Annotated in this window: 6 protein-coding genes; all 6 read right to left on the bottom strand. The window is 46.1% G+C overall.

The genetic code is table 11. From position 1 onward, the window contains the following. Positions 1-470 precede the first annotated feature (470 nt). Positions 471-2,147 carry an extracellular solute-binding protein gene (locus GE107_RS03955; RefSeq protein ID WP_255570166.1) on the bottom strand — a complete coding sequence of 559 codons (1,677 nt, stop codon included), beginning with the start codon at positions 2,145-2,147 and terminating at the stop codon, positions 471-473. After that, on the bottom strand, positions 2,144-4,477 hold the full coding sequence (locus GE107_RS03950) for an AraC family transcriptional regulator (RefSeq protein ID WP_219638188.1): 2,334 nt from the start codon (positions 4,475-4,477) through the stop codon (positions 2,144-2,146). Before GE107_RS03950 ends, GE107_RS03955 begins: the two co-directional genes overlap by 4 nt. A 230-nt stretch (positions 4,478-4,707) precedes the next feature. Next, on the bottom strand, positions 4,708-11,772 hold the full coding sequence (locus GE107_RS03945; RefSeq protein ID WP_219638187.1) for a LamG-like jellyroll fold domain-containing protein: 7,065 nt from the start codon (positions 11,770-11,772) through the stop codon (positions 4,708-4,710). A gap of 164 nt (positions 11,773-11,936) precedes the next feature. Continuing rightward, on the bottom strand, positions 11,937-13,577 hold the full coding sequence (locus GE107_RS03940; protein WP_219638186.1) for a DUF3502 domain-containing protein: 1,641 nt from the start codon (positions 13,575-13,577) through the stop codon (positions 11,937-11,939). A 55-nt stretch (positions 13,578-13,632) separates the two neighbouring features. Next, positions 13,633-14,514 carry a carbohydrate ABC transporter permease gene (locus tag GE107_RS03935; RefSeq protein WP_219638185.1) on the bottom strand — a complete coding sequence of 294 codons (882 nt, stop codon included), beginning with the start codon at positions 14,512-14,514 and terminating at the stop codon, positions 13,633-13,635. Positions 14,515-14,530: 16 nt separating this feature from the next. Further along, a complete protein-coding gene (locus tag GE107_RS03930; protein WP_219638184.1) occupies positions 14,531-15,511 on the bottom strand; it encodes an ABC transporter permease in 981 nt (326 codons plus the stop codon). Between the last annotated feature and the right edge of the window lie 80 nt (positions 15,512-15,591).

Here is a 15,591-nt window from a genome sequence, read left to right as displayed (position 1 = left end):
CGCTTCGAGAGCGGGCGGATGACAGCTTGGCGAATAGGTCCCTTCCGGCTCTCGACCCTTACCTCCACCGTTCCCTCCATGTCAAAATAAGACATGGAGGCTTGTCTGACATTGTGCATGTCCACCTTCGCTTCATACACGAATAACGGCTCCCAATCCTCTCCCGGGATGCGGACGCTTACCTCAAAATCATCCCGACCTACCGCCCCTTCGGGCGCATTCCATATTTTTAAATAGCTCATCGATGTTCTCCTCCTTGGGCTTATCAAATGACAGCCTATAATACAATGATCTCAAAAACAGAGGTGAGTTGAATAGTTTAAGTATCTGCAAAGTCAACGGTATCCGGATTCTGCAACACTTTAAAACCCATCAAAATGTTTAATTAATACGAAATCAACCTAAATAAGCAGTACATAACGAGCAGGCCCATCGCAATTGCATGGGCCTCTCACAGAGACAGTTGCTCATTACTTCCCACCGGCATCAAGATACGCTTGTACCTGTTTCACGACCTCTTGGCGTATCGTATCGAGACCTAAGGAGCGCCATTTCTTGTTTTGTTCCTGTGCGTACTTCTTCCAATCATCGACCATGCCGGTCATCAGCAGATCGGATGCTTGGAGCATAGCAGGTTTGACCTTCGCGATTTCCGTTGCGACCGGCGTTGAATGAAAAACGAATCCGGATAGCGGGAGTTGGTAATAGCTCTTCTTATCCCTTGCCCATTTCATGTAAGCCAATGTCTTCGGATCGGTATCCGTCAAGATGCGGGACAGGGTTGGATTCAGTGTTAGTTCATACCCGGGAAAGCGGTAGTTGTCGGATTGGGCAGTCAACTTATAACCGTTGTCGCCATCCTTAACCCAATGTTCACCTTCAATCCCAAGTTCGAATAAATCATGGTTCGCTTGACTGCCGAACAGCCAGTCCAAAAACTTCATCGTACGCTCCGTATTACGGGATGTAACCGGGATCACCAGGCTGTTATTCGCGCGGAACGTCGTTCCGATGGATGCCGGCTGCATTTCGCGTTGAGCCTGGCTCTCGATAAGGAATGGCTCATAATCCGCTTGGGGATCAACACGGTTCAAATCCTTCCTATTGGCGGCTATCCCGGAGATCGTTGTATCGGCTAACGAAGCCTCCCTGGTGATATCAAGAGCATCATCTGCTTCGAGCGATAGCGGATTCGCGTTGTTGTACTTGCGAAATTGAACCCGGGTCCCGAAATGTCCGTAAATCGAGTCATGGGAATTGAAAGGAGCGGGAAAGTCAGCAAATTCCGAATCGGGATCGCCGATGGTCGCAGCACCGATTACCTTCTTTCCATCTTTGGACAACGCCACATTAAAGGGAATGCCGCCCGTAAACGAATAAGACATGATCGGGGCTAACCGAATGTCGTTGTGCCCTTTTGGATCAGGCAATCCCAATTTAAAAATGCCTCTGCTGCCGATCGCCGCCGGAATATCATCCGGATATTGATCAAGTACTTTATCGTAATAATGGGTCAGGTCTTCCAATGTTTCCAACGGTTTCATCCCCAGTGACTCCCGAATATCCTTCCGAATCGCAATCGCCGGCGGGTCGTAATAGGAGTCGAACAAAGGGATGGTATAGATATGGCCGTTAATTTTATTGGCCTCCATGATCTCCTGCGGAAATGCTTTCTTCAATCCTGGATAATCATCGTTGTTAAAGTACTTGTCTAATTGTTGATAATAGCCCGCGCTCACATTATTGAATAAATTTTTCGTCCATGGCGCATCGAACATCAGGTCGATGGGCTCCCCGGTAGACATTCTTAGCATCATTTTTTGTTCAAATTCCAGGTAAGGACTAATCTCGATTTGAAGCTTCGTGTTTAAGGAATCACTCGTCAATTGCTCAAACTTCCGTAAAATTTTGTCCATGTCGGCGGGTTTATTTCCGAATAGCATCACTTTTAAGGTGACCGGATCCGGAATTTTCTCTGTCAACGATTGCGTTTCTTGCACATCTGACCCACGATTTGCGCTGTTCTCTTGCACTTTGGTTGAGCAAGCGGACAGGAACAAACTAAGACTAAAGACAATCATCAGACCTAAAGCAAGTCTGAATCTTTTGAATCTCATTTGTCTGCCCCTGTTATTCGCATCCATCATACTAGCATCTCCAGTTTATGCTCTCTGCGGTAATGGTCAGGAGTCATCCCCACATGCTTTTTGAATAACACGTAGAAGTAGTTCGTATTCTCAAATCCCACGTTTGCGCCAATCTTCCTGGCAGGATCGTCTGTTTTTATTAATAGCTCCTTGGCCTTTTCCATGCGAAGCGTCGTAAGATATTCGGAAACGGACATACCCGTCTCCTCTTTGAATAATCGTCTCATGTAATTGGTGGATAAGCCTACGGAATGGGACATCTGATCGACCGAAAGATTAGGGTCCAAATAATTTTCTTTCATGTATTCAACCATGGAAGCAACCGTCTTGCTGTTCTTTGATTTGGATTCCTGATCGCGAAGCTTGATGATCTTATAACATAGATCCATGTACCATTCTTCCATTTGTTCCAGCGTGTCAAGGCACCATAATTCTTGCTGACAAGTATGGATTTCCATGTTAAAGTCTGCCTGCTCAAAGTTCGACATGCTCTTCGCTACTCGGACTGTCATGATCAGCAGTTGGGTAAGGGAATGGGTAATCTCGTAATACTTCAATGACATCATGACTGAAAAAAACTCGGAGATATATTCCTTTAAGGTCTCCCTATCCCCAGCTTTGAGATTGGACATGATTTGCTTCTCCAGCAATTCGGGATATTCATACTCTCTGGATTCCGCCTCGATCCAATCATCGTAGGATAGGATACTATTCGTTCCATATATTAAACGGTATTGGACGGCTTGGTAAGCGCAATCCCTCGATTCGCGCATTTGTTCTATTTTGTGCGCGACGGAGCCAATCCCTACAGAAACACTGATTTTCAAATAGCTTTTTATGTTTTTTTGGATTTCGACCCACATACTCCTGAGCACGCCTGTAAGTTCTTCCTCAGCGGTACCCATATTGAATACCAAATCCAACGAGTCGTAACCGTTTTCAATCACTTCCAGTTTAAACACATCTCCGACGATCTCTTCACTAATATTCTGAATGGCGAATTTGAAGAGTGAAATATCAACCAAATCATATTTCTGCGAGATATCCTGGAACCCATCGATTTTAAGCACGCAAACGACATAACGATCCATCGCCGACCCGATCTGCAGATTTTCCATTGCTTTCTTCATTTCCTCATTGCGATTGACGTTCCCGTTGAGGACCGACCGAAGAAGGCTTTGTTTGCGCATGGGTACAGATTGATTGAAGTCCTTTTGCAAGGTTTGAACTTTACCTTCCAATAGCGAGAAAGATTTATCAATCAGATCATATTCGTTCAGGACAACCTTGTCTTTCGCCTCTGTGTTTGTTTTGATTCTATTGAGCAGTCTGGCGATCGGTACATAAATCATTCTTGTGAAGAAGGCGGATGTAATCGTAATCATAAGAAGACTAACTACCGTCATGGCAAGTATGAAGTTCTGTAAGGTATGGACGATCCCTAACAATTGGTTTTTTTCCGTAAATACAATGAAATTCCAGCCTAGTTTATCCGACTTCACATAAGAAATACGATACGTTTTTCCTTGGAATGTTTGATCCATCTCTCCGCGTTGACTGGCGGAACGCACGATTGGCGAAAGAATTTGACCGGTTGACGTGTCATCGTAAGACCAAGCCGGCGGTTTGGAAATCATGAGACCTTGATCGTTAATGATCATCATCTTATTCGGTCCTGCATCGTTTCCCTTCAATATTAAGGATTGAAGCACCGTCTGATCCAGGTTCAGAACCATGCTGTTTTGCTGTTCACCCGAACCAATCCTTGTATAGATGATCGAAATATAGTTTTCAGTGGACTTCTTATTAGATTGCGATGTAAAGGCTAAGGTCGCTGTTCTCGGAATAAACAAGCCGCTTCTTGATAAATCCCCCTTTTTCAAATAGTCCGTCATGCCTTTATCATAAAAATGATCCACCGTGCTAAAGTCCTTGGCCGAATTGAAAACAATGCCCGCTTTATAATTATAGACATAGATCGAGGCTACCAATGGGTTGGTGTCTTTAAACCCTGTCAATTGGCTGTTAATTTCGTAGATATCATGCGTATCAAATGATGTCCCATTCAACGCTTTGGATATATATTCGTTATTCAAATAAATTTGAGAATAATAATTGTACGTAAAGGTAAGCAGAATATCTGCCGTATTATAGGTCTGATTCATCATTCTTTTTGAAGCTTCAACAATTTCCTGCGTCATCTTTGAGGATACCGTCTTGAGAACCACGTAGGAAAAGCAGCCAATCACCACGAATCCGATCAACACGTAGGACAGAATGATCTTAAACAACATATTCTTTTTTCGAAAAACAGCTAGCACATGTTTCATGTTTACGCCGCCCAGCAAATGATTTCTGTTCTTTTATTATACACTTAAACAGCACTTTTTCGGGAGTTGGAGGATTTGGGAATCCCATAGCCTTCAAGATAAGAAGCCCCCAATTTGGAATTCGATTGGGGGCATCGAAAAAATATACCGGTTGACTCTATTGATCAACCTTCTTGCTTCTTGACGGTAATCATAACCGTCTCGCTGGATGTCTCACCTGCCGCATTGACCTATACGGCGCTGTACTCGTATACGCCTGGAGCACTGCCGGCCGGCGCCCCTCCCGCCAGCGGCGTCTCATCGTGCAGCCACTGCGTCCAGCGGACCAGCACGGCCGCCTGCTCGCCGCTCAGCTTTTTCCCGCTTTGAGCATTCACTTCATGGATATATGCCTGCAGCATATTGCGCGCTTCCTTACCCTTGCCTTCAGCGGCTTTCGCTTTGGCACCTGACAGCTTCTGCTGAAGCGATGCCGCGATGTCCTGCCATCCTGCCGCGCCGGTTTCGGCCGCGAAGGTACCGGTTAGCGCGGACAGACTGTCGAACGTCGCAACCACGCGGTACGAATGCGCGGCCGAACCGCGGTGACCCGCGGCATCTTCCGCTTCCGCCGTTACGGAATGAACGCCCGGCTCAAGCGTATACGCCTTGATTGCCACGATCGGTGCTTCGCACGGCGAGTAAGTGACGCCGGATACGGTGTCCACCGCGCTGCACGTGATGGTGATCGTCTGATCAATCGTATACGATGCTTCGCCCGTAATCGTGACCTGCGGCGCAGTCAGATCAATCTTCGCATCCACCGATTTCGGATAAACCGCACCGGTTACGGTTGCCGGACGATACAGCATTTGGTTCGAACCTTCCTGGCTCAGCGTAACAGGCGCGTCATAGGCGAACCAGCTGCTGCCGCCGTCCACACTGTACTGCACATTCCCGTAAGTGGACAACGTCACCGTTGCCGGCGTCGTGTACCACCCGTTCAGGCCGTTCGGAGCGGAAGGATTGAGCGATGCCGTGATCTTGAGCTCCAATCCTTCCAGTGCCTCCAGCAGGCTTGCGCCCGCCGCGTCGACCTCGGCCTGTGCTGCAGCGGTATTGTCGTACACCGCTTGCGCCTCCGAAACCTCCGTCCGGAGCGCAGCATAGCTTTCCTCCGTATAATGCTCGGCGATGATGGCTGCCGCTTCTTCCAGCAGGACCGGAATTAACGTTTTGTCAATCCAGACCTTCGCCGTGTTGTTCATGGCCGCTTTGACCTCGTCTGCGCTCAGGACGTAATTGTAGACGCGGAATTCGTCGATCATCCCATTGAACAATGGATCGTTATACTGGCTTTTGCCGATGTAATTTACCCCTGGCTTGAAATCGCTCGGCCTGATGGTCGTGTTGGTATTCGTCGCCTTCAGCTCTCCGTTCACATACAGCTTCGCCGTATTCTCGCCAAGCGTCACCGCGACATGTACCCATTGATTCGCCGGAAGCGTCGCGGTTTGCGTGATCTGCTCGCCGCCGCCGTTCTTGATCGCGAAGCGAAGCGTATTGTTGCCCGATCTTGGCGTCAGGAACATGTTTTGATTCGTATTGTTTCCGAAGTCGAATATTCTTTGCCAGTTGCCGCCGCCTCTCCAATTGACCCAGGTTGCCAGGGTGATCTCCTTGTACCCGGCCAGAGCATGCGTCGAAGGCAGTTTGACGTAGTTATCCTTGCCGTTCAGATTGATGGCTTGTCCGACCTTTCCTTCCGTGTAAACCGGAGGTCCGAATACGGTCGCTCCGGATGCGGACGAGCCGAACGAATTATTCGCATTTCCATCAAACGCATAGAGCGAGAGAGGGATGAGAACAAGCGACTTCTCCGCTTGGTCAAGCTGAGCGGCAAGCTGCGCCTTGTCGGCACCCGGCTTCGCCATCTCCCTTTCGATACGTGCAACTTCCTTCAGATACAGGTAGTAGCTGCCCTTCGTGTAGTCTTCGGCCGGAAGGATACCCAGCTTCACCTTGAACTCCACGGTCTGGCTGACCGCAAATCTTCCGTTGCTAGCCGTGAACGTAACCGGATGGCTGCCGTAATCCGCCTGGCCCGGCTTCCAGCTGAATACGCCGGTCGCCGCGTTGAACGCCGCCCCTGCGGGCAAATTCGCGGCGCTGTAAACCAACTGCTCGCCAGTCGGATCAGACGCCGGAACCTGATAGCTGAAGTCCTGCTTCGCCGTCAGTTCGACCGTCGTATCGGGAGCGATAACCGGCTGACCTTTGACGGTGATCTTGATCGTTTTCGAAGAAGACATTTCACCTGCCGTCGCGGTAAAGGTTACGGCATGCACGCCGCCCTGTTCTTTACCCGGCGTCCAGACGAACGTTTGAGTTGCTGCATTAAAAGATGCTCCTTCGGGCAAATTTTGTACCCCATAGACAACTTCGGCAGCCGCATTGACGGCTTGAACCTTGAATGAGAGCGTATCTTCCGCCATGACGGTCTTGTCGGCAAGGGATTCAAGAACCGGCATGCCGGGAATATATTGAAGTCCTTTCAAAGCCGTCAGCAGGTTGTTATCCGCAGTGTCAACCTCTTCCTGCGTCGCATCCGGGTTATCTCGTACCGCAGTCGGTGCAGCTATCTGCTGCCTGAGCGTTTGCAAGCTTTCTTCCGTGTAGACTCCGGCATCCTGCGCCGCCGCCGCTTCATCCAGCAAGTACGCGAGCAGCGTCTTGTCAATGCCGATTTCGAGGAACTCGATTTCTTCGAAGTTCACGAAGCCGAAATGGTTGTCGTAAATGCGAATATAACGGTAGGGGGTCCTGTCCGGATTGATGGCGGAATACCATTCATATACGCCTACCCCTTTAATGCGATGCAGATCCGTCCAGTTCACGCCGTCATTTGAACCCATGAACACGGTGTCGTTGATACGGTGGGTAGCATTCCTCCTCGGCAGGTAGCGGAACGTATCCACCACTTTTTCGTTTCCTGCACCAAAGTCCACGTCAACCCAGCTCTCTTTAGACCTGGTGTGGGCAATCGTGTCGGGATTTTCATCAAATAAATACCATGCGTTCTGTTCCTCGGAGATGTTATCATTCTGCCAGAACTTCTCGGAGGCTCTGGCCATCGATGGATCCATCCGAATTTTCGTCAGCAACGACGTCCTAGCCGAAACGAGCAGCCTCTTCGCATCGTAGACTTCGTCAATCAGCTGCTTCTCGTCAAATTCGGGCCTCATCATCTCCGCTTCGATCCGATCCAATTCCTTAAGGAACAAGTAGAAGCTCGCCTTCGTATATTCGTAGGCCGGCAAGCTCCTCGCGTCCTCCAGCACCGCCGAAATCGAATCCGCATCAGCGGAAACCGTGGTCGAGAACGGTTGCGGGGAGCCGTCGTCATGAACGGCCAGCACCTTATAATACGCACTGCCATACCGTAAGAAGTCCTGGAATGGCCTCGCTCTGGCACCCGTGAGGACCTCCTCCCAGGGGGAGCCGTCTTCCAGTTCGGTCGTGCCTGCCTTGAATACCGGATCGGTCAAGCTCGCCTCTTCATCATAGGTGCGGTATACGTTGAACCAGGAAGCTTGCTTTGGTTTATTCCAATGCAAAGTGATTTGATCTTTATCTTTTTCAATAAACGGCATCAGACTCTCTCTCGGCATACCCGATACGGTTACTTCACTGAATGCTGCCTCTTGGGACGATATGAGCCCTGTATAATAGGCATATGGGAATAAACTTTCTGTCTTCGCGACGTATTCCCAATCGACTCCATCTTTCGATACAAAAGCATAGGCCATCTGCGAATCATGATGCCACAACAGCTTGATATAAGGATAGTCATTGATATGATACCCTTTAATTCCATGATTGAACGGACTTACAGGTATACCGCCATTCCATACCACAAAGGATACTCGATTACGATCTTGCAATACCAGGTTCCCATGGTCATCCGCGCCAAAATAAAGATAACGGGAATTTTCGGAAAGCTTTTCCCTTAACATGATACCGCTGAGAGCGCCGCTATTCTGATCAATCCTGGCACTAATAGAGCTATTGCCAACCGCGACCTGATGGACAAAGTGAAAGGAATCATGAATATTTCTTTTATAGATATTAAAATCGTCCCCTACTCCCAGGCCTTTCCCATCCACATTCCGGATGGTAATCACATCACCGTTAACGGTTGCGTTGCCTTGGGTGGTGCCAATGAAGTCCTGCTGCCAAGGAGAGGCAAGGTTTTTGGATCCGGCATCGCTCAGATCAGCTTTTGCGCGCCATGACTCCCAACCTGATCCATGTTCATTAACGGCCGCCACTTTATAATAATATACTTTCCCATCGACCACATCGGTATCTTGATAGTGATTGCCAGTTAACCCTTCTGCAATCACGGCATACGGACCATTTTCCGCTTCCGAACGTTTGATTGTATACGTTTTTCCTCCGGCTGTGGTTTTCCATATCACATCTACAAATCCATTGCCTTCAACGGCTTTGGCGAAATCCACATGATTCGGCTTTGGAGCCGGATCAAATTTGGACGATAATTTTAAAACCATTCCTCTTTCGGGTCCGATGGTTACTTTTCCATTGGTTACGGGAATATTTGATCTTGTAACGAAATCGAAGATCTCATTTCCTGTATAATCGGAAGGCAACTCCACCTCAAAGGAGCTTTCATTCTCGTATTCGGCACGAGTGGTATTCATAAGGATGAAATACTCCCCATATCTTGCAACCCTTAAATCCGACAAAGATGAATAGGGGTGATCGACTTCAAGATTGTCCCGCACTACAATACCAACCCCCGGCTGATAAGCAGTGGGTAATATTTCACCTGCCAGGGACTGAGGCGCAAACCCTTTGGTTGCCGGATCCGATCGCTGGTAAAACAGATCCACGTCATGAGGTCTGATGTAGTAATCTTTATATTGGAATTGATTGTTGTGAGCAACTTGTACCGTTCCCACATACTTAGGGGTAACAATATGAAGCTTGCCGGTGGCCGAAACTCCCAAATTCAGCCATGCTAAAGCCCCGAACATTCTAAAGTCCCCATCTCGCATGGAGATGAATGCATTATCTACATCGATCCACGCAAACTGTTCATAATCCTCCGGATTCACACCTAATGCGGCAATCTCTTCTTCCGAATAATAATCAAAATCGGTCTGAGGAATGACAACCCCGGCCTTTACATCATGAAATCTTGCATAGTCCTTCCGGTTTTTAAATATATACTCATAGGTGTCACGCAGATGGAAATCCCTCGAAGACAAATCACCCATTAAGCGATTATCCATCTTCATCTGCTGTACGGCCGCTACGGTATATTTGGCGTAGTCCCAATACCGATCCCATTCCGGACCGCTGTAACGCTCCTCATGATCCGCCATATACTTTTCCAAATAAGCATAGGACGTGCCATATCCGAGCATTCTGGCGCCATAAGCGGGAGTTCTGGAAGGCATACCCCCATTTCGTGCATCTACAGTGGCATTCATCGCGATGAGTCGTTTGCCCTCATCATCCAGGTCTTGGATTCGAGTCCACACACGAGCATAAAAGTTGTGAAGAGCTTGTTTCAGAAGTTCATCATTGAGTTCTTCATCCCCAGGCTGATCCAAGGTTTTATAGAAGTAATCCAGCATATAATTGGCTACTTCCCCATAAATACCTACATAGTGATTTTCTCTTGTCAACCCGGCTTTGGTTAGATTTGTATAATGTTCTCCATAAGGCTTGCGCCGTACAACATGACCCTCTTCATCCAATTTGCTTTTTGCAAGCCCTTTTCCGACAATGTGTACATAGTCATCTGTAAAGACAGCTGAATTATCATGAGCAAACAAAGAATGATAGAGATCCAATTCTTCCCCGTTAGGACCAACCAATACTTCTTCTCCTAACCATGGTCGTACCCCAAATATTTCCAATAAAATTTGATGACTGCGCTCTTTCCCTTCATAGAATTCGGACCCTACCATCCTGAGCCCTTCATGCGCTTTCCATGCGCCTTCGTACGTATAGAACACCTGATTCGTAATATACGATTGTCTGGAACGGGCGAAATCAAAATTCGCTTTCAGTACCCGTTCCCATGCCATGCGACGGGTTAATGGTTCACCATTCCACCCTGCGCTGGCAAGGGAAAATTCTCCTTCAACCGATCCCGTATCAAAAGGTTGATCCAGAAAAGCATGATAGGCTTCTTCTCCTAGCACGTCTTCATCAAAGATCAGGTTTTCCGCAAGATACAAAGCCTCTCCTAATTCGCCGTAAAAACCGCCCCAATCCCCCTGGTGTCCTCCGCGAAGCACCAGTCTTGTATCTCTGTAATAGTTTTTCGTATGAACATCAATGGCTTGAAACATACGCATTAACGCTTCACGCTTCGCTTCCGGGGTTTTCATCGGAGATATGTCCGATTTCAAGACCATGGCATAATACCGAAGATGATTTGTGTATTTCGCGATATTTAACGTGTTATTCGGATGATTGCCAAGATGGTTATAAAGATTCATAAAGGTGTTAATGGGTTCTTGTGTTAACTGTTCAATTCTTGCTTCAATTTCCTCATACGTATCGCCAGATCGCAATACGGTCTCCGGTCCCTGGCCTTCTTTAAATTTATACCCCTGCACTTCATCATCTACATCAATATAAGCCTGGGTATGGGTATAACCGGTATAGTACCCCCTTGATGGTTGATCTACCTTCCCCATAGGATCCGTTGTATTCATTGTGATTTCAACGATTCCCTTCCCTCTCGTTGACTCCAGAGGAAGCACAATGGTGCTGTATATAAATTGATTCTCTGCTCGTTCGCCGCCAAACAGAGGACCGTAATCCCCCCCTCTGAAATACCCGATCTGTTCGCCATTGATCACAAGTTGTACTCGATCTCCCGGAGCAATAGACTCATTTCCTGAAAACTTCACGGTAAAGTAATTTTGCAAATACGGATCCACCTTCATGGAAAAGGTTAAAAACCCTCCCGTATCTGAAGCAGGAATACGCGGCTCAGATACCCTGGCCGTTTCTCCCAAGAAACCGGTGATCACTCTCGTAAATTCGCCCCTGAAATTGTGAGCGCTTTCGGAATCGGCATTGCCGAAGTCGATCTTGTCCAAAATCCCTTTAGCAGGTTCAGACTGCGCAGGTTCAGGCTGCGGATCTTCATTAGCCGCGAATACGCGATTGTTCGTCACGGGGACGAACAATTGCAACAGCATGACTGCCGCCAGACAGACGGCCAGGGCGCGCACCGCCCAGGTTGCTTTCTTGTTCTGTAAAACCATTATTAATGTCCTCCTTTGTAATTTCGTTACTGCTGTTTCTTTTCCCAATCTGGCTTCGTATACTGTTGAATGGTCTCACCTTTCTTTCGGCGCTAATTTATTTAATAGGGACACCTATAGATTTGATTTAGCTGAATCTACAGATGTCCCTCATTTACTTCAAATTACTTCTTCTGAGCAAGGAAGGCGTTGATTTGATTTTTCAATTCCTCTTTAATCTTATCTACGCCTGAAGACTTTAAATCCTTATTCATCTTCGACAAGTTCTCATTCACGTCGCCGAAACCGGACAGTAGTAATGGAAGATACTTATCCATAACGGTGTTGCATTTGGCAATTTCATTTTTTACAGGCTCTGGATCAAATGTATATCCTGCCAATACATGTTTCTTATACGTATCCGGCTTATATTGATATTCATAATATTGTTGAATCTGCTCCGGCAATCCTGCGGGAAATCTGGTTAATGTCGGATTCCAGGTTAACTGGTAACCGGGGAACATGTAATTTTTCGTCTTATCGACTCCATCCGGAATCTTAAACTGTTTATCTCCTACAGCCTCCCAGTTTTTACCTTCGATACCGTAAGTGAATAAGTCGTTGTTCTCCTGGCTGGAGAAAATCCAATCCAGGAATTCCATGGTTCTATCAATTTTTTTAGAAGAAGCAGGTATAGCTATGAAATTCCAAGCCTTGCCATCCGTAGATTGCGTTCCAGGCGCCATTTGCTGATTGTTCTTGAAGATCGGCCAGAAACCGATCTCCGCATTCGGATCTTTCGCCTTTTGCTCGGCTTCTTTCCCCTGGAACATGCCTACGGTTGCGTATCCGGCAGCTTCGGGCTTGCCTGTTCCAGTCGTGTTTGTCAAGGTATCTGCCGGAATAAATTTGTTAAATCGCTTCGCTTGGTTAAACTGGTTCATAAGATATTTCAGACCGTATTCGGGATGAAAGTTCGCCCATTCGGATGCCGGATCTCCATAAGCTGCCACACCCGCGACGGATTTCCCGTCATCGGCGATTTGAACGTAAACGAAATTTCTCTTCGGATTTCCTTGGCCGGTAAACGGAAATACTTTCCCCTCCAGCTGTTGCGCGTTGATATCGGTAAAGAGTTTGAAGAAAGCCGTATTTCCATAGTTACCAAACGGGATCATGTCTTTTTCGTTTTCTTTTACTTTTTCAAGGAAGTTGTACAAATCGTCATAACTGCTGATATCGTTCATTCCATACTTCTTTAACAAATCTTTTCTGTACCATACACCTTCCATATCCATGAAAGCGTTTGTAATCGGAATCGCATAGGTTTTGCCAAAGATCTTATTATCGTTGATATACTCTTCCGAGAAAGCCTTTTGTAGTCCGGGATATTTGGGGTTGTTAAAGTATTCGCCTAAATCTGCCAATACGCCGTCTTTGGCAAATTTAGCCAAGTCCCACGGGATAAAGAGGTCGATGTCCTCTCCCGATGTCATCCATAATTGATGCTTTGTTCCATAGTCGGCAGCCGGTGTCCATACAACGTTCAATTTCGTATTCAGCGTATCCTTCGTCCGTTTCTCAAACTCTCTAAAGATGGGATCGACATCGCGATAATGCCCGTTTTCATTCCCGAAGAAACGAATATTAAGCGTAACCGGATCCTTCTTTTTTTCGGACGCAGCACTTTCTGTCGCATTGCTGTTAGGCGTATTGCCGACAGGCGCAGTGCTTTCAGCCTTCTCGCCTGATTCCTTGCTGCATCCAACGATGGAAGCAGCAAGCAGTATTGCAGCAAGCGGCAATACCATAAACTTTCTGTACATGTCTTTTCCTCCCTTAATGAAATATAACGATATATACTAAACCGCTATAGCGGGTTTAGCCCTTGACCGCTCCAACGACTAATCCCTTAATAAAGTACTTTTGCAGAAATGGATAAACAAAAATAATGGGACCTACAGTGACTACGGCTGTAGCCATTTTGACGGTATTTTTTGGGGCTACATAATCAACTACAACTCCTTGCATATAATCCATTTGATACATAAAGTCCACTTCTCTCAATACCTTCATGATCAGATATTGCAAGGAGTACAGGTCTTTATCGTTAATATAAAGGGTGGCTGTAAACCATTCGTTCCAGAAACCGAGTCCATAGAACAATCCGATCGTGGCCATTGCAGGTTTTGCCAATGGAAGGATGATTTTAAACAATATATAGATGTCATTCGCTCCATCTATTTTGGCGGACTCCGCCAGCGAATCCGGTATTTGCTTGAAGAAGTTTCTTAAGAGAAACATATTAAACGGATTAACCAATCCCGGTAAAATATAAACCAAAATATTATCACTTAAACCTAAATATTTGGAGATAAGAAGGTACGAAGGTATCAAGCCTCCGTTAAACAGCATCGTAAAATAGACGAAAAAAGCAATCTTGTTTCTGTGAGCAAACGTTTTGACGGAAATGGCATAAGCCATCGCACTTGTAATGATAAGGCAAAGGATTGTACCCACAACCGTGAAAATGATCGTTGTCTTGTAAGCGGTGAATATGGTGTTATCCTGAAAAATGAGCTCGTAAGCAAACAACGAGAAATCTTTTGGAATAAGGGAAAAACCGGTCAATTGTACAGCTTTTTCGTCCGATAGGGAGCTTGATAGAATAAGGATAAAAGGCACAATACAAAATATGGAAAATATAGCCATGAAAAGATAAGAAAATAGATCTAATGCTTTATTCTCCAAGCTGCTTTTCATTTTTTATCTCCTTCCTTTAGAAAATGGCTGAATCCGAATCATATTTCTTGGCAAAATAATTCGCGATAAATACGATGACTAAACCTACAAGGGATTGATAAAGTCCGATCGCAGCAGACATGCTGATGTCGTTCATTTGCCTGAGCATTCTGAATACATAAGTGTCAATGACATCGGTAGTCTCATACAAGAAAGGGTTGTCGCCTACAATCGCATAAATCATTCCTAAATCCCCGTAGAATATGCCTCCGATGCCAAATAAGGTCAAAAGCACTACTGTTGTTTTAAGCTGCGGCAACGTAATCTTCGTAATACACTGCATACGGCTGGCTCCGTCAATTTTGGCAGCTTCATAGATTTCCTGGTCAATGCCTGCTATAGCTGCCAAATAGATAACGGAGCCGAAACCCGCTCCTTTCCATATTTTTAAAACAATCAGTATTCCCACCCATAAACTCGGATTGGAATAAAAATTGATTTCCTGTCCTTCCTGAATAAAACCCAACGTTTTTAAAACTGCATTAATAAATCCTACTTCCGTCGACAGTAGGGCAAATACGAACATGGAAACTAATGTCCAGGAAATAAAATGCGGCAAAATGACAACCGATTGCGTCACTTTCTTGAAATATTTGGAGTTGATTTCCGATAGAACAAGGGCAATCAGGATCGAAAAAAACAACCCGGTAAAAAGAAACAATAGATTTAAATACACCGTGTTCCAGGTTACAACCAGCCAATCCTTTGAAGTGAAGAAATACTGGAAGTTTTTCAAACCGACAAATTCGCTATGAAAAAGTCCTTTCATCACGTTAAAGTCTTGAAAAGCTACGATGATTCCTACCATCGGCAGGTACTGGAAAATCACAAAATATAAAACACCTGGAAAAACTAATAAGTATAAATAGAAATTTTGTTTCACATCGGATAGAAAGGTCTTTTTTTTCTTCTTCATCACTACGCTGTCTGCTTTGTTATTGCTCAAAGCTACATTCACATTTATCATTCTCCTTTAAGCTTGGTTGGTTTACATCTCCCCAGAAAACGATTACAGGTTTTGCACTTTTGACTTTAGTA

The organism is Cohnella sp. CFH 77786 (genome assembly GCF_019400745.1).
Taxonomy (GTDB): Bacteria; Bacillota; Bacilli; order Paenibacillales; family Paenibacillaceae; genus Cohnella.
Note: the sequence above shows the minus strand (reverse complement) of the source record. Positions and strands in the feature narration are given on the sequence as shown.

What these genes read in the sequence shown, in the direction of transcription:
- GE107_RS03955 (WP_255570166.1), bottom strand. Translation starts at nt 2,147, where the DNA reads ATGATGGATGCGAATAACAGGGGCAGACAAATGAGATTCAAAAGATTC.
- GE107_RS03935 (WP_219638185.1), bottom strand. Translation starts at nt 14,514, where the DNA reads ATGAAAAGCAGCTTGGAGAATAAAGCATTAGATCTATTTTCTTATCTT.
- GE107_RS03940 (WP_219638186.1), bottom strand. Translation starts at nt 13,577, where the DNA reads ATGTACAGAAAGTTTATGGTATTGCCGCTTGCTGCAATACTGCTTGCT.
- GE107_RS03945 (WP_219638187.1), bottom strand. Translation starts at nt 11,772, where the DNA reads ATGGTTTTACAGAACAAGAAAGCAACCTGGGCGGTGCGCGCCCTGGCC.
- GE107_RS03950 (WP_219638188.1), bottom strand. Translation starts at nt 4,477, where the DNA reads ATGAAACATGTGCTAGCTGTTTTTCGAAAAAAGAATATGTTGTTTAAG.